General features: G+C 38.3%; 18 protein-coding genes and 1 pseudogene. 5 read left to right on the top strand and 14 right to left on the bottom strand.

The genetic code is table 11. The features are described 5' to 3' along the window. The first annotated feature begins 342 nt into the window (after positions 1–342). The 3 genes from istA to B5488_RS12660 are packed head-to-tail and all read left to right on the top strand — an operon-like array spanning position 343 to position 2,929. Positions 343–1,896 (top strand): IS21 family transposase, encoded by a 1,554-nt coding sequence (gene istA, locus B5488_RS12670; protein ID WP_079735591.1) that lies wholly within the window; start codon positions 343–345, stop codon positions 1,894–1,896. Positions 1,897–1,919: 23 nt separating this feature from the next. Continuing rightward, the gene (gene istB / locus B5488_RS12665; RefSeq protein ID WP_079735590.1) at positions 1,920–2,657 is read left to right on the top strand and encodes an IS21-like element helper ATPase IstB; all 738 of its coding nucleotides are present in this window, start codon (positions 1,920–1,922) and stop codon (positions 2,655–2,657) included. Between the two features lie 35 nt (positions 2,658–2,692). Next, a complete protein-coding gene (locus tag B5488_RS12660) occupies positions 2,693–2,929 on the top strand; it encodes a hypothetical protein (RefSeq protein ID WP_079735589.1) in 237 nt (78 codons plus the stop codon). A gap of 436 nt (positions 2,930–3,365) precedes the next feature. On the opposite strand, the gene B5488_RS12655 is transcribed toward B5488_RS12660, so the two are convergent. The 3 genes from B5488_RS12655 to B5488_RS12645 all read right to left on the bottom strand — a co-directional run bounded on the left by B5488_RS12655 (position 3,366) and on the right by B5488_RS12645 (position 5,955). Continuing rightward, a complete protein-coding gene (locus B5488_RS12655; RefSeq protein WP_079735588.1) occupies positions 3,366–4,811 on the bottom strand; it encodes an alpha/beta hydrolase family protein in 1,446 nt (481 codons plus the stop codon). A 94-nt stretch (positions 4,812–4,905) separates the two neighbouring features. Next, the gene (locus B5488_RS12650; RefSeq protein ID WP_079735587.1) at positions 4,906–5,445 is read right to left on the bottom strand and encodes a helix-turn-helix transcriptional regulator; all 540 of its coding nucleotides are present in this window, start codon (positions 5,443–5,445) and stop codon (positions 4,906–4,908) included. 312 nt (positions 5,446–5,757) lie between these two features. Beyond that, on the bottom strand, positions 5,758–5,955 hold the full coding sequence (locus B5488_RS12645; RefSeq protein ID WP_079735586.1) for a hypothetical protein: 198 nt from the start codon (positions 5,953–5,955) through the stop codon (positions 5,758–5,760). A 387-nt stretch (positions 5,956–6,342) separates the two neighbouring features. Between B5488_RS12645 and B5488_RS12640 the strand changes: the two genes are divergently transcribed. Then, positions 6,343–7,665 (top strand): hypothetical protein, encoded by a 1,323-nt coding sequence (locus B5488_RS12640; protein ID WP_079735585.1) that lies wholly within the window; start codon positions 6,343–6,345, stop codon positions 7,663–7,665. A gap of 220 nt (positions 7,666–7,885) precedes the next feature. Here the strand turns inward: B5488_RS12640 and B5488_RS18420 are convergent. From B5488_RS18420 to B5488_RS12615, 5 genes and pseudogenes are all read right to left on the bottom strand, one after another. Further along, positions 7,886–8,395, bottom strand: a pseudogene (locus tag B5488_RS18420) (hypothetical protein); the annotation flags it as partial. A 90-nt stretch (positions 8,396–8,485) separates the two neighbouring features. Further along, positions 8,486–9,406, bottom strand: coding sequence for a glycerophosphodiester phosphodiesterase family protein (locus tag B5488_RS12630; RefSeq protein ID WP_079736617.1), 921 nt, complete (start codon positions 9,404–9,406; stop codon positions 8,486–8,488). A 78-nt stretch (positions 9,407–9,484) separates the two neighbouring features. Continuing rightward, complete coding sequence (locus B5488_RS12625; protein ID WP_079735584.1) at positions 9,485–11,074, bottom strand: calcineurin-like phosphoesterase C-terminal domain-containing protein; 1,590 nt, start codon at positions 11,072–11,074, stop codon at positions 9,485–9,487. 145 nt (positions 11,075–11,219) lie between these two features. Beyond that, the gene (locus tag B5488_RS12620; protein WP_079735583.1) at positions 11,220–12,968 is read right to left on the bottom strand and encodes a RagB/SusD family nutrient uptake outer membrane protein; all 1,749 of its coding nucleotides are present in this window, start codon (positions 12,966–12,968) and stop codon (positions 11,220–11,222) included. 63 nt (positions 12,969–13,031) lie between these two features. Continuing rightward, positions 13,032–15,131, bottom strand: coding sequence for a SusC/RagA family TonB-linked outer membrane protein (locus B5488_RS12615; protein WP_079735582.1), 2,100 nt, complete (start codon positions 15,129–15,131; stop codon positions 13,032–13,034). 795 nt (positions 15,132–15,926) lie between these two features. Between B5488_RS12615 and B5488_RS12610 the strand changes: the two genes are divergently transcribed. Beyond that, entirely contained in the window at positions 15,927–16,850 is a 924-nt protein-coding gene (locus tag B5488_RS12610; protein WP_231919733.1) for an AraC family transcriptional regulator, read from the top strand. A gap of 113 nt (positions 16,851–16,963) precedes the next feature. On the opposite strand, the gene B5488_RS12605 is transcribed toward B5488_RS12610, so the two are convergent. From B5488_RS12605 to B5488_RS12580, 6 genes are all read right to left on the bottom strand, one after another. Next, complete coding sequence (locus B5488_RS12605; RefSeq protein ID WP_079735581.1) at positions 16,964–17,557, bottom strand: 3-keto-disaccharide hydrolase; 594 nt, start codon at positions 17,555–17,557, stop codon at positions 16,964–16,966. 9 nt (positions 17,558–17,566) lie between these two features. After that, a complete protein-coding gene (locus B5488_RS12600; RefSeq protein WP_079735580.1) occupies positions 17,567–18,316 on the bottom strand; it encodes a 3-keto-disaccharide hydrolase in 750 nt (249 codons plus the stop codon). A gap of 18 nt (positions 18,317–18,334) precedes the next feature. Next, the gene (locus B5488_RS12595; RefSeq protein WP_079735579.1) at positions 18,335–19,867 is read right to left on the bottom strand and encodes a TolB family protein; all 1,533 of its coding nucleotides are present in this window, start codon (positions 19,865–19,867) and stop codon (positions 18,335–18,337) included. An 18-nt stretch (positions 19,868–19,885) separates the two neighbouring features. Continuing rightward, positions 19,886–21,235 (bottom strand): Gfo/Idh/MocA family oxidoreductase, encoded by a 1,350-nt coding sequence (locus B5488_RS12590; RefSeq protein WP_079735578.1) that lies wholly within the window; start codon positions 21,233–21,235, stop codon positions 19,886–19,888. Between the two features lie 115 nt (positions 21,236–21,350). Next, a complete protein-coding gene (locus B5488_RS12585) occupies positions 21,351–23,135 on the bottom strand; it encodes a RagB/SusD family nutrient uptake outer membrane protein (RefSeq protein WP_079735577.1) in 1,785 nt (594 codons plus the stop codon). Between the two features lie 24 nt (positions 23,136–23,159). Further along, on the bottom strand, positions 23,160–26,372 hold the full coding sequence (locus tag B5488_RS12580) for a SusC/RagA family TonB-linked outer membrane protein (RefSeq protein WP_079735576.1): 3,213 nt from the start codon (positions 26,370–26,372) through the stop codon (positions 23,160–23,162). Between the last annotated feature and the right edge of the window lie 19 nt (positions 26,373–26,391).

Below are 26,391 nucleotides of genomic sequence, written 5' to 3'. Positions count from 1 at the left end.
AGCAGGATTTTCTAAAATCTGCCGTAATTCTCCAAATTCACATGAGTTTCAGTGAATTTCCCTATTTCAGGATTTAGTACTCGAAATGTTATTTGCTATCAAATGATAGCTCTTACTGTAATTGGTACAACACAATAAGAACCGGATCGAAAAATGGATATCTCGGATCGATTTGTGCCAGTGATTTCGGTCGGTTAGTGCCAGGCATTTCGGTTCAAATTGTGCCACTTTTGGTTTTAAGTTAAGCCTATATCGGTTCGTTTTGTGCCAGTTGTTTCGGTTCGTTTTGTGCCACTTTGAAAGATCAAGTAAATAATACCTTGTCGCTTAAAAACAAGCGATATGGCCAATACACTTGATCCAATGGACTTAAAACAAATTATTTCCTTACATCTCGATGGATTTAGCAACCGTAAAATAGGTGCCACCCTTGGGATCTCCCGCAATACGGTAAATACCTATATGCGGCTGTTCAAGGCCAGCGGCTCTTCCCTTAAAGAATTATTGGCCCTTGATAATGCTGGCTTAGAAAAGCTTTTTCCTTCACACACTACTATTGACAACCCTCGCTATGAGGAACTAATGTTATATTTTGAGGGGGTCAACAAGGCCCGGAATCATCCAGGATTTACTTTTTTATACCATTATCAGGAATATGTAGCGCAGGCTAAAGATCCTTATGGTTATACCCAGTTTATGGAACACTACCGGCGCAAATATGCCAAGGTTAAAGGTTCGATGAAACTTGAACACGATCCTGGGAATGAAGTCTTTATTGATTATGCCGGCAAAAAGCTCCAAATTATTGATAAGGAAACCGGGGAACTGGTCCCGGTAGAAGTATTTGTAGCCATCCTTCCCAACAGCCAGTACACTTACGTGGAAGCCTGTAGGAGCCAGAAACGTGAGGACCTGATTACCTGTTGCTGTAATGCCCTGCACTTTTATGGAGGCGTTCCTAAAGCCATTGTCTCAGACAACCTAAAATCAGCGGTTACCCGGGCCAGCAGGTATGAGGCTGACATCAACAGGAGTTTTAAAGACTTCGCACGGCATTACGACTGTGTGATCAATCCTGCCCGGGGCTATGCCCCACAGGATAAAGCTTTGGTGGAGAATGCCGTAAACCTTGCCTACCAGAGGATCTATTATCCCCTTCGGGAGATGAGCTTCTTCTCTTTGGAAGATCTGAACCGGGAGATAAAACGCTTGCTGGAGCGGTACAACAATCTTTTGTTCTCCCGCAAGGAAGCCAGTCGCAGGGAACTCTTCCAATCTGTGGAGCGGGAATACCTAAAGCCACTGCCAGAGACAGTCTATGAACTGAAAGGGTACCGAAGGGCAAAGGTTCAGAAAATAGGCTATGTATACTTCTCCCCAGATAAAAGCTATTATAGCGCCCCCTATCGTTACATAGGAAAAGAAACTACCATCCATTATACCAGTTCCGTGGTTGAAGTATATTATTATCATCAGCGGATCGCCCTGCACCAGCGCAACCCATCAAAAGGCAGTTATAATACCAACAAAGATCATTTAAGCAGTACACATAAATACTATAGCGATTGGAGCCCTGAATTTTTTAAAAAGAAAGCGGCCATACATGGCAAGCACGTGCTGGGCTGTATCGAGCAAATAATCACCGCAGTGGACTATCCGGAAATAGGGTACAAACGGGCTATGGGGGTCATCCAGCTTCATAAATCCTATGGCTCCCAGCGATTGGATGATGCCTGTAAAAGAGCTTTGCAAGCAGACGCAGTTACTTACCTGCGCATTAAAAATATCCTAAAAAACAACCTGGACAAAAGCTCCCTGTTTTACCAGGACCTCGAAGAAGATAAACCACACATCCCGGAACACGATAACTTGCGGGGTGCCTCTGCATATCAATAATAAACCATTTAAATCCAATGAATATGAACAACAATCAGACTATTGAAAAGCTAAAACAAATGCGCTTGGGGGCTATGGCCCAGTTGCACCTGCAGCACATAAAGGACAACCGCATAGAGAATATCACTGCCGATGAATACCTGGCACTGCTGATCGATCACCAATGGGAAGACCGGCAGAACCGGAAGATAGAGCGGCTCTTAAAACAGGCAGGCTTTAAACAACAGGCCAACCTGGCCGATGTGAATTACACCCAGCAACGCAACCTGGACAAGAACATGTTTACCCGTCTGGGGACACTGGATTTTATCACCAGAAAGGAAAATATTATCCTTACAGGGGCGTCCGGGGTTGGAAAAAGTTACTTGGCCCAGGCTTTAGGACATCAGGGTTGTATGATGGAATACAAAACCATTTACACCAATACTGCCCGCCTTTTTAAGAAATTAAAACTAAGTAAAGTGGATGGCACTTATCTTAAGGAACTTGGGAAACTCATCAAAGCAGATGTACTGATCCTGGATGACTTTGGCCTGCAGAGTTTTGATAACCACGCCAGGGAAACCCTGATGGATATTATCGATGACCGGTACAACAAAGCTTCCACAATTATATCTTCACAAATACCTGTATCAGCCTGGTATGATATTATTGGGGAAGGAACTATTGCAGACGCTATCCTGGATAGAATTGTAAACTCCTCACATCGGATCGACCTCAAAGGAGAATCATTAAGAAAAGGAGCTTTAAAGAACGAGTAACATTATTTTTTTATATAATTGCAGTATCTTTCAAAGTGGCACTGTTTGACCGAAACAGGTGGCACCATCACTCCGAAATAGCCAAAAAAGAACTGGCCAATATTCTACTTATGGTCATGGAAGATAACGATATGGAAGAAATAAATTTTTGCCCGATAGATGATTTAAATGCTATCGGTAAAACCAGGCTTCGCACTGCTCTCACCCAAATTCGCAAAATCCTGAAAAAGGACTGGAAAGTGGCTTCTTACTTTAAAGTTTTGAAATTATAGAGGAGTTATAAATAGCAAAGCGGTTTATGCACTCCGGTTAATTTTGAAGCTTGTTTCTTTAGCAGCAAAAGGGAAGGTGAAATAAGAAGGTGTTAAAAGGAAGCTTTGAAATCCTGATCGGTCAATTTAAGTTAGCCGCAGCGGACTTGAGTTAAAAAGCTTCAAGTCATCATCTTATTTATCAATTCTCTTTAGAGCTTTTCGACTTGTGTCCAAGATCACTTGTAATTAACCTCTTTTTCTGAAATGAAGCTTTTGCGAAGTGGAAGGAAATGGGGTGAGTGACTTAATTATCTAAATTACGAAAAAGTTAGGTATACCATTAAATCAGCAAATTTGAATGTTTCAAATTATATAATAGAAATCAGGAATTAGAAAAACCGCCGCCGAACACCGCTCAACATACCTCATCTTATGTTCTTCATTTCGATTCAAATTAAAAACCCGAGTCTATAGAAATTATTCCTTGAAATTCTTTTTCTAGCTTAGAGATATCTTTCGATTGATCCATAAGGTATTTATCAAAGAACTCGATTACCAGTGAGTTGGTAGCCTTGTAAGCCTTGAAAGGATCAATATTTCCGGCCTCATTTACTGCAGAAATATTAACCATTAGTGGGATGTCCATAAAATTTGAATGACCTGTATTTTTAATTTTAATATTATAAAAATCAGCGGTACCTTGATTTCTAAACGCATGCTTATTGAAATTTGGTTGATCTGGCGGCCACTCAGAAGAAATATATGCAAAGGATTTATCTAAAGTGCTTTCTACCATAGAACCCCACTGTGTACCGTCAATATTAATTGCCGCTTTAACCCGGTCATCTTCAATTAAAACCTGTCCTGCTGCGGCTCCTCCATGGGAATGGCCAAAAACGCCAATATTTGAATTTAGAATATGATTATCTAGGAACGAAAATTCATCTTTACTTTCTAAATGATCTATCACCGAAGAAATATCCTTACTCCATCTTTTAATGCTTTCCGCTGCGATATAATCCTGCAATAAATTTTCTATTGCTTTAAATTCATCTTCAGCATTTTCTGCCTGATTAAATTTCTGGGTGGCATTCCAGGCCATTTCAGCCATTTGCTGATCATTGTTTAAACTATCATAGGTTGTATTATATAGCTGTATTTCTCCATTTGGAAATAGCGAACCTGTACTTTCATATGTATGATTGATATTTAAAACAATGTAACCGTGGCTCACAATTTCCTCGATAAGTGCATAGTAACCAAAAGCCTTAGAATAATGGCCGTGTGAAAAAATTAACACAGGGAATTTTCCTTTGGTAACCTCTGGATTTTTATAGGTGTTGGTTTTAATAAGGTCTAAATAATCCATAGTCCAGCCTGGGAGGCCATATTTAGCCGCAAAGCCGAGCCTGTTTCCTTTATCCAGGTATTTTTCTATATCTTCATTTTCAATCTGGGCCGGGTACCAAACTTTAACCATTAATTCCCGTTGGTCCCCTTCCTTTAGAGTTATAGTTTCTGGACGATCAGTTTGAATGTAGATATCTTTTGAGCCGATGCTTAGGTCTCCAGTTGGGGTAGGTAAGTTAAAAACAGGTAATACAATAGGTAAAAACCAGCCTAGCGCTAAAATAATTCCGAAACTGATTATACTAAAAGTTTTTTTTAGTAAACTCCATTTTCCCCACTCCGGTTGTTTTAGAAGAAGAAAGATTAAACTCAAGGCTATTAGGTATCCCGGTGTCATTTGCCACCTGGCTCCCTCCAAAAAGAAGTGCAAAAGAAGAATAACACCTAAGAAAAATGCAAAAGTTTTCTTTTTTGGAATCTTTAGCTTTAGTAAAACTAAAATGGGGTAAGCACTAACAATTAAAAGTAAAAAAAATTCAAAAAGTCTCATCGTGTATGTTTTGAACAAACATACTAGGGAGTTCTTCTAATTTCATATAAATGATAGTGGACAAATAATGGACAGTATTTCAACTATCTAAATATTAAACGTTTAAAATAAAAAGACCTAAATCATCTTTAGCCTCTAAACCTATCTTTTTCCTTAATCTATAACGTGCCTTATTCACACTTTCAGGGGTGATGTTTAAGACAATACTAACCTCCTTTGCACTCAAATTCATTCTCAAAAGTGCGCAAAGCTTTATTTCATTAGCTGTAATATTTGGAATTTTTTCCTGAATTGAGCTTGTGAAATTGGGATATATTTTTTCAAAATCAGAAAAAAAAGTAAGCGTTTCCAGCTCTTGTCGGTTTCTTTTCAATATTTCTCTTAGTGAAACCTTTAAATCTGATTTTAATCTCTGGTTATTTTTTTCCAACTGAGATTTCCCACGACTGGAAATTTTCATCTCTAATTGATCATAGCGAATACTCTTTCTATCAAATTTAAATTGAAGACGCTCAATTTGTTTTTTTCTCAGGATATAGGGGATGGTTATAAAACCTACTATGAACAAACCCAATCCACTAACAAACAAAATGCTAAAAACAAACCAGGTATCGGGATCAACTCTAAATTCCATTAAAAATTATAAGTGTAGATTTTTGCCATCGAAATACTTACTAACGCTTAGTAAATGAAACAAATTCAATTTAAATATATAGAAATTAAAATAATTGTCTCTTTCATTTTTAAAAAAGAGAAAGATCAACTATGTATGTTTATATTTTAAGCATCTCTTTTGCCAACCAAGAAAAACAATTGTAGATGAAGATGCATACAATATTGAAAAAACCTTTTGCTAAGTAAAAGTGGTGAATGGGTTAGGAAAATTATTTTTTAATAACAAATTTATCATCCGCTAGCAGCTTTCTCTCTTTTATAAAAATTTCTGTCAAATGCGAGATCCATCAATTACTAAAGGGGAATCGTCTGCTGCCATTTTATACTTTTCCATGCAGGAATCCAGCAGATTATCCTGAATGAAAATGCAATTACAAAAATCTACTCCAGCTTTGGTTCTGTTGGTGTCTTCAAATTGTTTATTACAAAATGAATTTGTTAAAGGTGGCGAGTCTGTCTTCGATTTCATTTATATTAATTTGGCGCAAATTCGAGCCTGTTTATGAGGCCTCCCCGGGCATTTGTCGCAAATTCGGCAAAAAATAAAAACATACAAAATATTAAACACCTGATTAACAGTCTTTTAAAAATGTGTAACATCGCTCTGCGTGTTATCCTCTTGCTACTCATTTTTCTTCGCTTTGCTTTTCAAAATGGCAGCTTTAAGAAACGATAAATTTACAATTTCTATGACCTAATATTCTTGATTAGGCTCACTCTTCAGAAAATCTAAAAGCAGTAAAAAAAATAGTTTTGTAACAAAACATAAGAATTTTCTACCAACAAGATTAAGTACTATTTCGAACAATTACTACATAGTTCCACACGTGAGCCATTTTTCAAACTCAATACTTATATGAACAAAAAGTTTTCCCTGTCGCTACTTCTTGTAGCTACAGTTTTATTGTCTTCTTGTCAGAAAGATAATAATGTTCCGCAATCAGATTATTCTATTGAATCTGATTCATCTTTCGAGCTTATTAGCCAACATCCCAATGGCTGGATCAAAGAAGGCCGATTTCATAACTATCACTTAGGGGAAGATGTTCCCCGCAATGAATTTGAATATTATGAAAACGGTTATATAAAGTCGGCTAAGGTATATTCCAGCTATCCGCAACAACATTTGTATATGGAAGTAAGCCGCAGTGAAGACAATAAACCGCTGTGGTCTAAATATTATACTGCCGAGGGGGACTTATGGTTCGAAACAGAGTATCAAAACGGCCTTCCTTCGGTAAAGAAAGTTTATAACGAAAAAGGCACGGCTGTACATTCGTATACCAGTGGGGAATTAACCTCTGTTGCATTTACTACTACCGATAATAGCGGAATCAGCACCACTTTGTACGATAGGACTTCAGGAACCAAAAAAATAACTATTGTTCAGAATGGCAAAACTGTGCTGGAGGCGGAATACGATGACCATGAAAATTTTGGTGATGGAATGTTGACGAGTAATCGGGTTCCCCTGGCCAATCCATTTGCCGAAACTGAAGGATTTTTCCTCGAAACACGTTCATCCTTTTTCACCAACCCTATTTGGGAAAACAATGCAGATCCTATTCAGTTTATGCCTCCTTACCGTAATTATTACGAGTTCCCCATACCTGCCGGTGCGGAATTCGTGGTGAAATTTGCAACGGAATTTGCTGTGACTTCGGAAGTATACCAGTCAATTATAGAGCAATACCCCGTAACCGAAGATGAAGTTTTAGTATTAAGCTACCAGTATACAGAAGGTCGTGGCAGGTATTTACCTCCTTTTGAAGAAAGACGAGCACTCGATAAGGCTATGGAAGAAAATCCTTCCCTTTTTGAGTTGAAATATGGAAATGAATACATCGAAAAAATACATTACGGAAAAAACATTTTTCTAATCGGTGCCTTACGTAATATGCCTACTGACGAAAACGCTGCTAAGGAAATAAAAGTAATAGCACAAAAGCGTATGAACGGCTTAATAAACGGTGAGGATCGAGTAAGCACAGAAGAATTTGAAATATTAGATAAAGTATGGTTTGAAGTTAAGTTTTTCTCTACGCTTAAAATGCACCGTAATGGAATGGTTCTTACTTCCTCTCAGGATTACGATGCGGCTGTAGAAGAAGTTATGGATGCAGAATCATCAGTAATTCAATTAGAATACACCCCCTTTGATCATATGATTACCGATTAATTTTAATTTGATTCGTTAAGGTTAAAGTCACCCTCTAAAGGGTGGCTTTTTTATTAGACTTCAAGACTTTAGTTGTACTGTGATTTTAAAGCTCTGAAGTTGGAAATCTCGATTATGGAGTAAAATAAATAGCCCACGCCGTTGCATATGCTAATCGCATTTAGTGAGTGTGATTTTCCACCTCACCGTATGGGTCTACAAGCACCCCCGAAATTAAATTTCAATCTGTTATCAATTCAATGTCGGCTTTTTCAGCCTTGTATTTTTATTTTGGTCATCAGTTCATAATAGCCCCAGTTTCTAAGTACAAATTCCTCCTCTTTAGCAATCCCGATCTTATCTTCCTGATTTAATAAAATTAGCGTCCCGGCCTGGTGTTTAATGCAAAAGTCAATTAATTTCCGACTGTACAGGTGCAGCCGATTACTCATATAATTTTTTTTCCAACTCGTGGAACCTTTTCACTGCTTTTGTTTTTCTTTTGTGCCCTTTTTCGGGCAGCTTGTATAGCGAGCTTACGATATAGGAACTCTTCCCGGGTGCCGATAGTGAATTTGGCTTTTCCGTCTTTACTATATAGGGTGTTCCAGCGATAATGATGCCCTCCCGATCACTTCTGGTTTTAGCGTTGCTTTTCTTTTTCAATTTCGAATACGGCTAATAAAAAAGTTTTGCGATTTTTCAATTGAATGAGGGAAGTACAAAGCTTGGTCTCTCCTGTTATTACCCGCTCCGGGTCTGTAAATTAAACTAGGTCTGATCTTTCAAGATCTTAGCAAAATTCACTAAGAATAATGCTATCATTAACTCAATGAGTGCTTTATCTCGATAAGACCCGCTCTGGATAATCGGTAATAATTCCATCTACATTTAATTCAATCATTTTCTCAATAGCTTCAGCCTCATTAACCGTCCAGGGGATTAACTTCATTTCCATATTTTTAATTGAATCTACAAATGCAGTGTCTTTTACCAATTCATAATGTGGGCTATAGATTTTAGGTCGTAAATCGAGTAAATCGAGATTCTTTTGTATACCCTCAGTATAAACCAAATAGGCAGTTTCCACTCCTGGATAACTTTTATGAACTTCATTTAAAATGTTTACATCAAAAGATTGTAAATTCATTTTCTGCTCAATATTCTTATTTTTGATTACCTCCATTACAAGATTCACGAATTCTTCAGGATCTGGCTGATAAATCCCATATTTATCTTCTGAACTTTTTAATTCAATATTATAGCTCACAGCTTCCAAATTATTATTCGATATATAATTCTCTACGGAATCTATAGCTTCAGTCAATAAAGGCTTATGGGTTTTTTGTTTCTGCTGGTTTGGAAATAATCGATTTCCCTTAGACCCGGAATCAAACTTTTTAATGCTATCGTAAGACATCTTGTAAAGGTTAAATTTTTCCTGATTTTCTTCAGAAATTGTATCCCCGGAAGGCATTAAAACATACAGCGAATGCATAAATGGCTCGTGGGAAACCACTACTTTTTTATCTTTGGAAATTACCACGTCAAGCTCAATCACATCGGCCCCTTTTTTTACTGCACTAATAAAGGCAGGAATACTATTTTCCGGAAAATTCCCTCTATCTCCCCGATGTCCCTGCACCTGAATCGTGACATTTTCTGATTGGGTTTCCTGAAGCTCTTTGTCTTGCTCCTTATTGTTCTTACAACCAATAGCAACAACTAGAAAATATAGCAATACGGTTTTTATAAATTTCATTTTCTTAAATTTTAAAATAAAGGCCTGCCCGTAAAAATAGAGAACTGTGGGCAGGCCTTGCAAACTAAACACAAAAACTTAATTAATCACCTCTTCAAGGGGTTCAGCTAATCGATAACTACTTCTGGTAGTATGGGTTTTCCCAAACATATCGGTAGCTTTTATTTCAATATCATGCTCTCCAGTTTCCAGCTTTGTGGGAATACTTCCACGCCACAAATGCTCACTTCTTATAGGATTTGAAGACCTTCGCCCAGGCATTAATTCTTCGGCTAAATCCCATTCATAAACCATTTCAACATATGATGGATCATAGTCTTCTATGTACTGCATTTCTTTCCATTCCCATTCGTCTATGCGGTATAATACCTCATCGTCTTCGGTGCCCATAAAGAAATTCACATAAATCCCCGCCTTGGTCCTTCTGCCTTTAGCAACGACTTTAGGTGCGAAAACTTCCATTTGATAATCTGCCGGTTTGCCGGCAACTTTATAATCTATATTGTAATCATTTCCGTTAAAATTAATGAAAGCATAGCCTTTTGGGGTACCGTCTCGCATTGTGGAGATTGGAACATTGTTTTCATCTAATTTCCCTGAATACCAATCTCCCGAAGTTGTTCCAACATTATAATGATGGTGAGAATTATCCTGTTGCCACCCCTCTTCCTTTCCGAAAAAACCCTGGCGCTGGATATGTGTATGTGCAGAAAGCGAAAGCGTATTTGGGAAATCCTCTAAAAGTTGAAAAAGCCTATCTCTGTCTTCATCACGAAAAGTATCCCTTCCATCTGGTTCGCTAAGCGGAATATGGAGTGCGATTACTATTAAGTGATCTTTTGGTACGTGTTTTAGGTCATTTTCTATAAACTGAAGTTGATCTTCCCTAAAACCGCCTAAATATCCTTTTCCATCGCGGGGATCTGGATATAAAACATCATCCAAAACCAGGAAATGTACTTTACCATAATTAAATGCATAATTAGCAGGGCCAAAATGTGCTTCATAAGTTTCATCAGAAAGCGTATCATTTTCCACATCAAAATTGATATCGTGATTACCCAGTAAATTATACCAGGAGATGCCGACATTCTTCACCGCTTTTATATACGGATTAAAAAGATCAAGATCATTCCCCACCAAATCACCGAGGCTTAACCCAAAGGGAACATTTTCTATGCCTTCTACTTCGGCTACAATCCCATCAGCAAAATAATCTACCTCTTCTTGGGTATATGGCTGCGGATCTCCAAAAATAAGGGCGGTAAAATCTTCTTTTTCTTCAGAAGGAATAAGGGCAAAATCAACAGATTTGGGTATTTCCCCGGTGGATTTAACACCGGGAAACTTAAGCTTTGGAGAACCTTCAGGTTTGTGGATATAGAAAAATTGCGGCAAATTATCGGTATTTGTTGCTACACGATATCCAGAAGGTTTGATTACCGAAATTATCATATCCTTACTAAGCGGTAATTCATATTTCCCTTTACTGTTAGTTAGTACAACTTCTTTCCCGTTGGTAACGGCTACTTTCTCTATACCTTTTTCCCCTGAATCCATTTCCCCGTTTTGATTGCTATCTTCAAACACGGTACCGACAGCAAGATTTTGTGCTGAAACGGAAAATATTCCCAAAAGGCAAACACCTGAAATTATATGTTTTATCATTTTATTTTTTTATTTTAAAATTTTACTCGATAATCGAGATTTATCCCGATTACTATCGGGAGCTCCGTCCCGAAGCATCGGGATGCCTCGAACGAAAGGATAATTTTTCCACTCATATCTCGTGGGCTTGCCCCGAGGTTCTTGATTACCAACCAGGGTTTTGCTCTAAATTGTTATTTAGCTCCAGATCTTCCATCGGTATTGGGTAATAATAATCTCTAGTTTCATCAAAGCTTCCTCCCTCGAATAAGAGCAAATTTCCTGAAGTACCTTCTGTAAGTTGCCTTTCATTAATATTTATGGTGGTAGTTACTTCATCTGGCGCCCCGGAAGTATCTCCATCATGAACATACACATCAAAATTGCCATCATTATTAAAATCGTGGGCACCTAATTCTGAAAAATATATACCCTTTATTGGTTCTTCAACTTTTTGGCCTTCTTTCCATCTCATAAGATCATCCCAACGCAGTCCTTCATTTACCATCTCGACCCTTCGTTCACGACGAATTTCCAGGATTACCCCTTTGTTTGGTCCTTCAACATTCTCATAAAGGCTTTCCTGATAAGGGTCGGGATCAGCATTCGCTTCGGCCATATTCAAATGTGGCAAACCTACACGATCTCTTAATTTATTAATAGAAATGTCCAGGTCACCCTGAGTTAATGTTCCTAATTCTGCTTTAGCTTCAGCATAAATCAATAAGGCCTCTGCAAAACGGAAAAGTATAACATCGTTAATTGAACCACCCGAACCCCATTGCGGACCTTTGGGAGGTAATCCTTTGATGACTCTGTAGCCTGTTCTGGTTATATCCAAATCTACCGGCTCAGGATCCTGCGAACCATAGGTTGCAAAATCAGGTCCTGCTGTAGTTTGTGTCAGCCTGGGATCCCGATTTTGCATCTCTTCGTAAAACCCCATGGTTTCATACCCAGATTGATCGGTAAACGGTGTTCCGTCAGTCATTAAATAACTATTGACCAATTCTTTTGTAAGCCCCCATCTTCCCTGGGTTGGTGCTGTCATCCTATAAGCCAGATCGTGTGTTCTTAATCCAAATTCATAATCCACAGCTAAAATAGTTTCAGTGGTATTCTGATTTTCCATTGCAAACAGGTCTAAATATGCCTGCTCTTCACCGCCACTGGTATAAAGGGTGTAAGCGCCAGAATCCATCAGTTCCTTTGCTGCAGATGAAGATTCTTCTATAAATCTTTCATGATCATCCAGGCCATGATATTTTCTAAATGTTCCTTCGTGAAGAGCAATCCGGGCTTTTAAAATAAGTGCCGTATATTTTGTTATACGATTTAATTCCTTGTTTGCTGGAATATTTTCAATTGCATAATCAATATCAGCCATAATGGAATCCATTACTAGTTCTCGTGAATCCCTTGCTTTAGTCAATAATTCTTCATCGTTCTGATTGATCACTTCACTATACCAGGGCACAGCTCCAAACCGCTTTACTTTTTCGAAATAAAAATAAGCCCTAAAAAATCGCGCTATTCCGGAGTATTGGGCTGTAGCCGCAGCATCATCTACCCTGTCATAATTCTCAAGAAAATAGTTGATCCTTCGTAGATAGCCCCAGGACCATCCCCCGCTACCCCTGTCTGTAGGCACAATACGTGCCCCTCTTAGTCTTTCGCCAGCACTTACCCCTAAAATATTGTCTGAGTCTGAATCATCTATATATACAGATTTGGTTGGCAAAACATCATATAAGTCATTTGTATAAGCTTCTAAATCAGCACCTGTGTTGAAAAATTCATCTGCAGTTACTGCATCGCCAGGTGGTTGTTCGAGTATATCGGCCTCACAACCTGCAATTATAAAAGGCGTGATCAGTAATACCAATACTTGAATTATCCTTCGTATTTTTTTCATTTTTTTATATTTAGCACTATTAATGGATCTGTTTTTACAATCTTCTAAAATTTATAAAACAAATTATAGGTTGATTTGAATACCTGCAGAATAAGTTTTCCCCATTGGGTATAATTGTGTATTTGTAGCAGACCTTCCACTCACACCATTGGGGTTAGAGTAACTAACATGTGCTCCTACCTCTTCGGGGTCCAGATATTTAGTTAATCCTCCAAAAGTCCAGGTAAATATATTCTCGCCGCTCACAAAAAACCTTAGTCTTTTAATATTGATTCTTTTAGTAAGGGTGGGTGGAATGGTATAACCCAACGTAAGATTTTTAATCCTGAGGTAGCCGATATTGGTTAAAAAATGGTCATTATAGTTATATGACATACGGCCATTACTTAAAGCACTGTACGCTCTTTGTCTCTGAGGAAATATTCTATTAGGATCGTTAGGTTGAGCGGGATCCCATACCTGATTTAAAAGATCTTTTCTTATAAAAGATGTATATGGCCTATGAAATGTAGCCCAATATAAAGGACCGTTTGGATACCAATCCTGTTTGGCGACTCCCTGTCCAATAACATTCAGGTCAAAGTTTTTCCACGAGGCATTTATATTGAACCCGAATGGAAACTGGGGCATTGCATTTCCAATTGGCACTAGATCTCCTGGATCTTCAAGGGTGTTATTCCCATTATCAATACTACCATCCCCATTAGTATCTACATATCTAAGATCTCCACCTCTTAAGCGGTTCCAATCACTATTTGATCCGTAATCAAGTATCCCTCTATAAACTCTGAAGAGATTATCTCTTCCATATTCATTTTGAAAGGCAGCGGCTTCTTCGTCTGATTGAAATTGGCTATCGACACGATAACCCCATATTTCACCTATTTGCTGACCTTCCCAAAAGGTGCTTAATAAACCGTTTGGATTATCAAATTTTGTAATTATAGCTCGGTTGTTTGAAACATTGGCTTGTGCACTAAGGGCTAGTTTAGAACCAAAGACATTGAATTCATCATTATAGCCAAGGGTCACCTCAAATCCCCTGTTCCGCATTGCGGCGTAATTCCTACGAGGTTCTGAGGCTCCAAAAACTGCGGGAAGCGGTTGACCAGGTAGATACATATCACGCGTATTTCGCTCATACAATTCCACAGAGGCAGTTAGTTTATCCTCTAAAAACCCCATATCAACACCTACATTTGTTGATGTGATTTTTTCCCAGCCAATATTAGCCGGTAATGGAGAAGGCACCCGGGCATAATTACCCTGTTCTCCATCAAATAGCCAGGAGGTTCTACCCATTCCTATTAATTGTCTAAAGGAATTTACCCCTACATTCTGATTTCCTAATTTACCATAGGATGCTTTTAGCTTTAATGAGGATATTGCGCTTTCCAGAGGTGTCCAGAAGTTTTCTTTATCAATAATCCAACCAGCCGCTACAGATGGAAAAAGCCCCCATCGATTTTCTTCTGGGAAGCGCGATGAACCATCGTAACGCGCATTAACTTCCAATATATATTTCCCATCATAGTCATAGTTGAAACGCCCAAAATAGCCTTGAATAGCCCATTCTAAAGTAGAACCTTCCATATCCAGCATCCTCGTTCCAAAAGCAATATTAGCCTTATCTTGGGTAAGCAGGTCTTCAATTCTCATTCCCACTCTATCACGATCAAACTCCTCCTGGTTAAAACCGAGCATTAGCTTAAAATTATGCTTGTCTGCAATACTCCTGGTATAGGTTCCATAAATGTTTATAGCGGTATAATTATCCTTCCAGCGATACTCATTATGTCTATTTAGTCCTTGCCCTTCTAACAACTCCAGCTTTTCACCCGATAGATAACTAAATGGTTTATAAGAAAATGTTCGATCTGTCCGATCAATACTATAGTTATAATTCATATTAAGCACTAAGCCTTCTATTGGCTTAAGCTCAGCGCCAAGGGTATTGGTTAGGTTTTCATATTGCCATTGCCGGTGTGCCGCCCCTTCTTTTAGGGCCCCTAAACGACCAACATATCCGTTTCTGGTTCGACCCACACTTACCCCATAGTCGTCTACGAAGGCAGGATGATTAGGAAAAAGATCACGCCATTTACTAACCCCAAATTCATCACCCCAACCATTTTTAGTTCCTGCATATTGTTCATCAAAAATCTACCCTTTCCCTTGCTTGTTATTTGAAAAGAAGAAAAATCTTTTTGTAATCAAAGAAGCCAATGCCCTATATTGTAAGGTTACCAACAAAACCAACATAGAACTAAAGGGAAAAGTTGTGGAAGACGTTTTCCCCGAAAACCCTTCTTTACCAGGTTTAAAAAAAAATTCAGGATTCTTTAAATAGCGCCTATAACCATAAAAATACTCCTATGACAACTCATTAATTTATTTTTATAATTTTTTCTAAAAGGATTGAAATATAGCAAAATTTTACAGGATATAGATATAATTATTCAAAGGAATCGTACTTTAAACTTGGTTATTTCCAACTTATCGATGTCCTTAGATTTAATATGTAGCTAATTTCTTACAGCATAAACATGGTAGAGTGGAATACCTAAAGAGCGACTACTATAAGGTTGAAGAATATACTGGATTTTTTTTCCTGGCGAGGCTAAGATTAATATTAAAATATGCCAGAAATTCGTCGCTGGTGGAATTAATTTGGGATTCGGATCCATTTAGGCTGGGTTGTTGATCTAAAAACCTAACCTTTCCCTAGTGTTTCTTTAATATTCTGCAGAAATAAAAAGCACAAACGGTGGCATGAAGATGAGAATTTTGATTAATTTATTCATAGAAAAGTATATTTAATACCATAGAAGAGAGAAAATAATTAGGATTGGTTAAATCTTATTTTATATTTAATCCATAAAATTTAGTAATCCTATTTTTTAAAAGTTAGTTATTAGAAAAATTTAAAAATAGTAAGCTTCATTTTATTAACTTAATATGATTTTATCATTTCTTGGTAAGATTCTTTCTACCACAAGTCCTATTCCTATGCATAAAGATATACACCGGGAAATCACACCTTTATCACCTGAGGATAGTTTTCTGGTTTTTGACCGAATTAAGAACGATTTTGATTTTCCTATCCATTTTCATCCGGAGTTTGAGCTCAACCTTGTAATTAACGGAAAAGGGATAAGACGAGTAGTGGGAGATAGTATGGAAGAGATAAATAGTAATGAACTAGTGCTGGTAGGACCAAATATACCACACGGATGGCAACTGTACAAGTGTACCAGTAACCAAATACACGAGGTTACCGTTCAGTTTCACGAGGATCTGTTTGATTCAAAGTTACTCAGCAGACGTATTATGAAACCTATCAAAGATATGTTCGAACGATCTGCCCACGGTATTCTATTTTCAGAAAAGATTGCTGCTGAAATAAAACCCAAGTTAATTAGATTATCTAAAATTGATGGTATAGATTATCTTCTGGAGCTTATCTCCATACTACACGATTTGGCAAACTCAAGAAACCAAAGGCTGTTATCTTCTTATACTTCCACCTACAAGGATTTCGAAAACAGTGACAAGATCAAAATAATCTATGATTACGTTCAGGAGAATTACCATAATAAGATCTTACTTTCAGAAATTTCAGAACTCGTAAATATGAGCCAGGTATCTTTTAACCGCTTTATAAAAAAGAGAACCGGAAAAACTTTTATAGAATATATCAATGATACCAGAATTGGGTATGCCTCACGATGGTTAATAGAAAAAGACCTGAGCATCGCTGAGATCGCTTTTAAATGTGGGTTCAATAATATTGCTAATTTTAACCGTGTTTTTAAAAAGTGTAAAAACTGTACCCCAAGCCAATACCGTGAGGAATTTAGTGGAATAAAAAGAGTGCTTTAGATATGATACTTTTAAAAGACATTTCCAGATTAAGAAGATAAAAAAACGCCTGTTTCCAAAGAAACAGACGCTAACTAACAAATCAACTGTAAAACTGCTAACTAATAAAAACTTTACTCTAATTTTTTAATTTTTATATTTCTCCAAAATACTTTAATGCCACCACCATCGTGTATTTGCACGGCTATTTTCCCATTGGCATCACCGATTTTCTCATCAGAAAAATCAACCATTTCCTTCCCGTTGAGCCAGGTTTGCACCTTATCACCCTCAACTCTTATTTTCATCTTATTCCAATCTCCATAATTGAGAACATCTTCCTTACCCTCGGGTTTAATAAGCCATCCTCTCCCGTAGGATTCATAGACACCGCCTGTATGTAATTCCGGTGGTGCAACCTCAACTTGCCAGCCTGAAATCTTTGTGCCTTCAATATCGGAGCGAAAAAACACTCCGCTGTTTCCGTCCGCTTCCTGCAGGAACTCCACTTCCAGTTCAAAGTCCTTATACTCCTTTTCGGTCGCAAGATATCCGTATTGTGCATCCGGGCCGCTTTCGGCAACCAGTAAACCATCTTCCACATACCATTTTTCGGTGCCATATACTTGCCATCCATCAAGGTCTTTTCCATTAAAAAGATCCGATTCCGATTTACAGCCCACTAAAGTCACCAACAAAAGCGTTAATAAAATTCCTATATTCTTCATCTTTTAAAGTTATTTGATTTTTATATTTCTAAACCAGGTAAAGCTGCCATGATCCTGTAGACCAATTAGTCCGGATTTTGCTTTTCCGTAATCCGGGAAATCTTTCCACTTCCCTTCTTCTTTTCTTTTTTGCCAAGCCTCAGACCAGGGTTCAAATTCCAGTGTTTTCTCGCCATTCAACCAGTAGGTGACTTTCTCATTAGTGAATCTAATTCTACTGGAATTCCACTCGCCTATCTCTTTCAGGTCTTCCTCATTATATTCAGGATCATACATTCCATAATCTCCTCCAATAGATTGCCATGACTCCAGTTCCTGCGGAAAACCAAGTTGGTCAATGATCTGGTATTCGGGAGCGGCAAAGTAAGGGGCGTCATATTTTTCATCTTCTATCACGTGGTAAAAGACACCGCTATTTCCTTCTGGAGAAATCTTCCATTCAAGATAAAGTTCAAACTCATCAAATTCTTTCTCTTCGTACACAATATCTCCACCAATATCACCACCTTTTCCGAGAGATTTTAAGGTTTGGTCTTCTATTACCCATCCATCAGGCAAACCTTCTCCTTCTTCACCATTGTATGCCCGCCAGCCATCGGCATTTTTGCCGTCAAAGAGATATTGAAAATCTTCATCCTGACTTGAGAGTTCATTTTTTTCTTCTGCTTTCACTTCCGATTCGCTTTCGGAATTTTCAGAAGAATTTTTACAGGCCATCATTGCCGTGACCGTAAAAACGCTTAGAATAATTTTTTTCATAATTTATTATTTATGGTTTTAATTGCACGCGGTATTAGTGACAAAAGCTATATGCTTACTGTCGCTCGACCAGCTAGGGACATTAATGCTGCCCTGCCCACCGTATATGTAAGCTATAACTTTAGGTTCACCCCCATCTACCGGCATAAGCCTTAATAGGCAACGTTGATAAAACGGGTGGTCTCCTGAATCAATTTCGGGAGGAAAAGAGATGAACGCGATCCACTTGCCATCGGGTGAGACATGTGGGAACCAATCATTATGCTTGGGGTCAAAGGTTAATTGCTCTTGCTCACTTCCATCTGGTTTCATCCTCCAGAGATGCATCTTGCCGTTACGGTTAGAGTTAAAATAAATATATTTCCCGTCTGGGGAATATTCTGAGCCATCGTCAAGATACTCGGTATCTGTTAACTGGGTTTCTTTCTTAGTATCAATATCAATGCTGTAAATATCCATTTTACCCTTTCGATCCCCGGTGAAAATAAGGCGTTTATTATCTGGAGAGATCCCGTGCAAATAAGACGCTCCTACGCCATCTCTTGTTATTTTCTGCGGAAGCGTATCCCCTGCAGGGTCCATAATATAAAGGGATGATGCCCCGTCATCTTCATGGTTATGATGACTTATTCCCAAAATACTTTCATCAAAAGAAAAAACGTGATCATTGTTATTATTGGTTGCAAATCCAGTTTCAATTTGCTCCACTTTTTCAGATTTTAAATCATACCGGTATAAGTAACCATTTGAATTATATATCAGGTCTTTATCCTTGTTTACCCAGTTAGGAGCCTGAATGGAATGAGCGGAGTTATACAAAATTTTCCGTTTCCCGGTTTCCACATTAAGAATTTCCAGGTTGCTGCCAAGATATTCCTGATACTGTTCAAAATCCGGCCCGGCAGGCTTTATGATTCTAACATTACTTACAATAACTTTTCCACTCGCTTCTTTACTTCCAGGCTTAAAGAAAAGACCTGCAAAGACCTCGCTCCGTAAGTTTTCATTTTCAATTTTTACCGTTGTAAAAGGATCTCCCCATTCTGCTGAAGAAAAGTAATAGACATTTCCTCTTCGTTCAAGCTGGAGCACGCTAACCTGCGAAATGGGAACTTCCTCTGATTTTAACCCCTCTATTGTATTGGATCTTAAGGAAGCTGTACCTGAATTTTTTACCTGAGCAATGACCTCAGCGGATTTGGGACCCAGATTATCTCTAATTATCCATCCGGCATTTGATTCGGAACCGGCATCATCTTCAAAGCTTAATTGAGTTCTAAGAATAAAGTTCCCTTGTATGGATTTATACAGATAATGAAAGGGGTTAGATCCCCCTGGTTCTGCATCTTGCGAAAATACAAACGAATATTCCTGCAGATCTGAGTTGTAATCCAGCTCTCCAATAGGATTAGTACCCCCGATAGTGACCTCATTCTCAAAGACACCCAGATCCCATTGGGCAGAATCGAACCCTTTATGAATTTGAGTTTCATAAGGAATACCAGAAATTAAAAAGACCAGCAAAAAGCTTCCAAAGATTAGTTTTTTCATCTGCAGGATTTTAATGAGTTATATCACCTTCATCTTCACCGGGTCCCAACCCATAAATTTGTTCTGCCTGTAGCTTTCATTACAAAGCAAGGCCGGAGCAGCAGCCCTGAATCCAAATACCGGATCTTCTACTACCTGCCCATTAATCCTTATGGCCTGGAAGAAATTAGCGAAATGATCGTAATGAGCTCCTTTATAACCTTTTTCAACCTGGTAAAAGGTTTCTGAAGGCGGAAGGATCTTTTTACGGTCACTCCGTGTTTGACTCTGCTCCCTACCCTTTTCCTCCATGAAAGGATCATCTGAAGCTGCAACGTCATTTTGTTTTAGTGTTACATCATCCCAGGTAACATCCATAGAACCTTTACTGCCTACAATTTTAAGGTAGGTGCTTCCGCTGGTACCATCAACGAAATTGCAACGCAAAGAAAGATTGAAAGCAGGATGACTATCCGTTTTGGGATAATCAAACATTCCGAGTAGTACATCGGGTACTTCCCTGCCATCATGCCAGTACCTAAGTCCCCCGGTAGCTGCAATTTGATTAGGCCCCATGGATCCCGTTATAAAATGAAGGCTGGAAAAAAGATGAACAAATAAATCCCCAGCCATTCCGGTACCATAATCAAGATAATTCCTCCATCGAAAGAACCTTTTTGCATCGAAGGGTCGTTCTTCGGTATTAGCAATAAATTTCTGCCAATCTACGGTTTGAGGGGAAGCATCCGGCGGAATTGGATATTGCCAGGCTCCGAAAGGGGAATTTCTTGCCCAGAAACCTTCGGCATAATTCATATCTCCAATTGCACCCTGGGCGAGTAATTGTTTAGCTTTTTCATTCCCCAGGGAAGATAAGCCCTGGCTCCCTACCATATGAACTTTACCCGACTTTTTCCAGGCATTGATCAGTTCGTGCCCCTCTTCCACAGAGTGTACCATAGGTTTTTCGCAGTAAACGTGTTTGCCTGCTTTTAATGCATCAATGCTTATTTGTTTATGCCAGTGATCTGGTGTCGCGACTATTAACGCATCGATATCCTCTCTTTTCAGGATATCTTTATAATCTTTGGTCAGAAATATATCCTCACCCCATCGGGTTTTAGATTCTTCCAGTCTTCCGTCATACAGATCACAAACCGCAAGCATCTTAATATTATCGTGTTCAAGTGCTGTTTTGGCATCGGCTACGCCCATTCCTCCAGCTCCGATTAAAGCCAGCCCCAGGGGTTTCGAACCGAAGAAATCAGCAGCATTTCTTTCCAAGAGCTTTATTTTTTGGGGTTCATAGGCAAAAGCAGAAGGCATAATGGCTGCGGTAGCTCCCGCAAGCCCAAGATTCTTTAAAAAAGAACGTCTTTGTTTTTTCATTACTATTAAGTTATCCGGGGATAGGTTAATTCCCGGTTATGATTAGGCAAATTTTAAAATTACAGAGAGTGTAAAAAAACACTCTCTGTAAGATAATTATTGGCTATTACAAAGTTTAATATCCGGGATTTTGTTGCAGAACAGGTCCTTCTGCGGTAGTACTTAAATCTATTTGTCTTTGTGGAATCGGGAAATACCCATCATTGCTATTAAAATCTCCACCTCTAACGTCAGTCGTAATCTGACCTTCATATTCAATATAATTGTTAAGAACTTCCTCAGCTACTCCCCATCGCACAAGATCAAAAAATCTATGACCTTCCATTGCTAATTCAATACGTCTTTCATACATGATTACCTCCATGGCCTGTTCTTCGGAAGTAAAGTAACCATCTGGAAATCTTTCAATATTATAATTTGCAGCGTATTGGTCAGAAAAACCATCTAACGGGTTTTCCGGATCAATATAATCTTTAAGCCAATTTCCCGGATTGTCCACCATTCTACCTCTCACCAGATTAACATACTCTAAGGCGGTATTTAAATTTCCTGTTCTTGCTTCTGCTTCTGCTGCCATTAATAGTACATCGGCAAATCTTATCACATTTACGTTAATTGCATTCCCAGGAGCCCAGGCACTTTGATCTGAATACGTATCTGCATGATACTGCCAGTAAATATGTTTTTTAGGAGCATAAGGCCCACCAGAAGACTGCTCTCTAATCCAATCATATCCCGGATGATAACCCCAATCGTGATAAGGTACTTCCCTTCTTCCTACGGTCCAGTCTAAACGAGGATCCAGCGATTGTGTGTCTGGAGAGAATGGTTCATCTGAAAGAATTCCCATATCATTTTTAACCGGATTATTGTTATAATTATCAATATATGGTAGGCCATTTGCCTCATCGGTACGATAAGAATTAACAAGGTCCTGTGTAGGTTGATAAAATCCGCAACATCTAAAAGGACTATTATAGGGATATGCCAACATAAGGGCCTGATTAGAATTACCAATAGTATTGGTCCCGTCATTGGCTACCATTTGAATGGCAAAAACCGATTCTTCATTATTTTCGAATTCGGCATTAAAATTATGGTTAAAATTATCTACCAGGCCATAGCTTAAACCATTAGAGGTAACTCCAGAATTAATAACTTCTGTGAATATATTTTTAGCTTCATTAGATTTTCCTTGGTATAAATAGGTTTTCCCGAGATACGCGCCAGCAGCCCAACTGTTAGCACGACCTACTTCATCTTGTGTAGCTGGTAAATTTTCATATGCAAACTTAAAGTCTGCTTCTATATTTGGCCATATATCTGTATCATTAGGAATATTGGTATTTTCAGTATTTTCATCGATCCAAGGCACCATATTGAACATTTTCTTAAGTTCAAAATAATAATGTCCCCTAAGAAAACGAGCCTGACCGGCAAGATTAGCCCGGGATTCCTCTGTTATGTCTTCGGCTTCACTAAGTAGCCTAAGTACAGCATTTGTACGGGTAACACCTTCATATAAAGCCTTCCATTTGGTATTAAAAAACCCATTACTTGCATCTACACTATAAGTAGCAATTGCATTAATAGGCGGTTGATCTCCCCCGTCACTACCTTTATGAGCATCACCTCCGGTTATATCCCCATAAATCCAGTTAGATGGGGTAGCTTCCCAGCCATTGCCTCCCCCTAAAGCCACTGTACCTCCATTGACTACATCCTGACCATCAAGAGCAGCATAAGCCCCTATTAAAAGTGCTTCAATTCCTTTTTCATCAGCTAAAACCTCATCACTTAAAGCTCCATAGGCAGGTTTATCTAAAAAATCTTCCGAGCAGCTATGGAAGATTCCTACTCCCATCATTAAGCAACCTATTACATATATTATTTTTTTCATATCTAAAATTTTTAATTTATTCTCTTACAATGAAAGATTTATACCTAAGATGATTTGTTTAGGGGTTGGATAAGCTCCTTCATCAATTCCGAAGGCTGTAGCCGAACCTGTTAATTCTGGATCTACTCCTGAGTAATTTGTTATTGTAAATAAATTAGCTCCCTGAACATATAATCTTAACCTATCTAATCCTACCTTATCTAAAATAGTATTAGGCAAACTATATCCTAACTGAATATTTCTAACTCTAAGGTACGACCCATCTTCAACAAAATAGGAATTGGGCACATTCGCTGTACTAAAGCTTCCGCCAGTTTCTTGTATGGGAGCTGTGGCATTTTGATTAGTTGGAGTCCAGGAATCGTATAAAGCGGTGTTACTTTTAGCTCCATTAAAAGAACTATAGAAATCGTGCCACCATTTGACTTGATTCCAAATATCATTTCCATAAACTCCATATAAAAATGTACTAAAATCCCAATTTTTATAGGTGAATTCTATATTTAAACCTCCACTAAAATCGGGGTTAGGATTTCCCAGGAAAGTTCTATCATCACTTGTAATCACACCATCCCCGTTAATATCTTCATAACGAAAACGTCCCACTCCTATATCAGATTGATATTCAGCTTCGGGGTTGTTTAGTGCATTTTGAGCTTCCTGGTTTGCTGCATCAACTTCTTCCTGGCTATCCCAAAATCCAACTATATTATAGCCGTGAAATTGACCTACAGAATGTCCAACAGCGTTTCTAACTATACTACTTCCGTTAAACCGACGTGCTTCCTGATCAAAATAAGAAACCCCGTCTGCTATATTTACAATTTCATTTTCAAAAGTTGTGAGTGTTAGGGTAGTATTCATTTGCAATTCAGATGTAAAATCAAAATAAGCAGTTGCAGAAAGATCTAAACCACTATTCTTCATCTCAGCAATATTAACATAAGGTGCTGTTGACACCCCTGCTGTACCAGTTAGTTCGGGATTATATAAAAGATCAACTACATCCTTGCGATAGTAATCGGCCGAAACCTGAAGTTTACTGTTGAATAAATTCACATCTATTCCAATATTCGCATTAATATTTTTTTCCCAGCTAGCGTTTGGATTTCCTATTCTTGAACGCAGAAATCCTTCTAAAATAGAATTATTAGAGCCGTTTATATCATAATAAGACGAAACCCTACTGGCACCATAAGTAGTAAATGCATTGGCAGGATCAACATTGTTTTGATTACCCATTACACCATAACCTCCTCGAAGTTTTAATTCATCGATCCATGATACATCGTCCATAAAAGCTTCTTCGCTTATTCTCCATCCTGCACTAACTGCGGGGAACCACCCATCCCGAGGATTGGTAAATCTTGAAGTCGCATCCCTCCTAAGAGTCGCTCCTAATAAATATCTTTCGTTAAAGGTATAATCTAACCTTCCAAAGACAGAAAAAAGTGCATCTTCGGTGTAAAACCCAGAGTTTGTTTGTGTTCCGGCACCAGTACTTAAGTTAACGTAATCTGGATCAAAGGAATAATATCCTTGTGTTAAGGCACTAACTTCTTCGTATTGATTATGAAAAGCTTCAGTTCCTACTAAAACTGTCACATCATGTAATTCATTAAAATTATTTTGATACTGAAGAGTATTAGACCATGTCCAATTATATCCAGTAAATGCATTTTCAGTTAACTGATTGTAAGTGGTATTTTCTGCATTTTCGTAAGTAGGATAATTAAACACCTGGCCGTTTGTATTAGAATAGCTCCCTCCAAAACTTGTTCTCGCAGTAAAATTTTCCAGAAAATCTAATTCTGCAAAAATATTACCGAAAACTCGGCTGGTTTTACTAAAATTATTTCTGTTACGCTCTAAAATAGCTGCAGCATTTTGAGAATTACCTAAAGATGGAGCTTGAGTTCCTGCAAAATTCCCGGCAATATCGTATACGGGAATTATAGGTTGAGACCGATATGCGTGGTTAATTGGATTTTCTCCGGTAACCGCTACCCTATTTCCATTTGAAAGAGCGAATGCAATATTCTCACCTACTCTAAAATTATCTGAAATATTAAATTGACTATTGACCCTTGCGGTATACCTTTCAAAAAAAGTATTTTTTAAGGTTCCGTCCTGATCCATATAATTCAGTGAAAAAAGAAAATTTCCTTTTTCTCCTCCCTGGCTTACGGATATATCATGATTCATAATCGGAGCATCATTAAAAATTTCCTGGAACCAGTTAGTTCCCTGCTGATTTGCTCTGATAATCTGGTTAAATCCATTTACAGCACCAGATTCCGTATAATTTGGATCTACAAAATAATTAGACTCATCAACTTCCCCCTGACTTGCCCCTCCTGGCAATATATAGTAAGGAAGCGTTGGTTGGGCACCAGAACCATATTGCCTGTCGGTGATTGGCTCCCCCGGATTTGTATTTTCCATAGCAGCCCATCTTATATCAGCATGTCCTTGAGGCGATAAAATGTCATAAACATTTCCTTTTGGAACCATTTGAGTTCCATAATATCCGTTATAATTAACTTTTAAATCTCCAGATCCTTTTTTAGTAGTAATAATGATAACACCATTTGCGGCACGAGCTCCATATATCGAAGCTGAACCAGCATCTTTAAGCACTTGCATATTGGCAATATCATTTGGATTTAAATAGTTTATGTCTTGAGTAGGAACGCCATCTACAACATAGAGAGGACTACTATCCCCAAAAGTATTTATTCCTCGTATGCGAACTTGAGGAGGTTCTCCCGGTTGACCAGAACTAGTTACGGTAACACCGGAAGCCTGGCCTTGAAGTTGTTCTGAAACTTGAGGGCTTGGTTGTCGGTTCATACTTTCCATATCAACAACCGATACAGCCCCGGTAAGGTCAGCCTTTCTTTGAGTTCCATAACCTACCACAATTACTTCTTGCAATGCAGCAGCTTCAGGTTCAAAAGAAACTTCAATTTCAGTTCGTCCATTTACCTGAACTTCTTTTGTGGCATATCCAATGTAACTAAATACTAATATAGATTCCGCGGGTACTTGAATAGAGAACTCTCCATCAAAGTTCGTTAGTACCCCATTTGAAGTTCCCTTTTCAATAACGTTCGCACTTGGAACCGGCATACCGTTTTCGGCATCTAAAACCACACCCGTAACAAGAATTTCATCCTGGGCGACAATGGTTATTGGAAACATCAACACAATAACAATAAACAATGGTATCTTCATATCAATCTATTTTGGTTAG

The organism is Salegentibacter salegens (assembly GCF_900142975.1).
Taxonomy (GTDB): Bacteria; Bacteroidota; Bacteroidia; order Flavobacteriales; family Flavobacteriaceae; genus Salegentibacter; species Salegentibacter salegens.
Note: the sequence above shows the minus strand (reverse complement) of the source record. Positions and strands in the feature narration are given on the sequence as shown.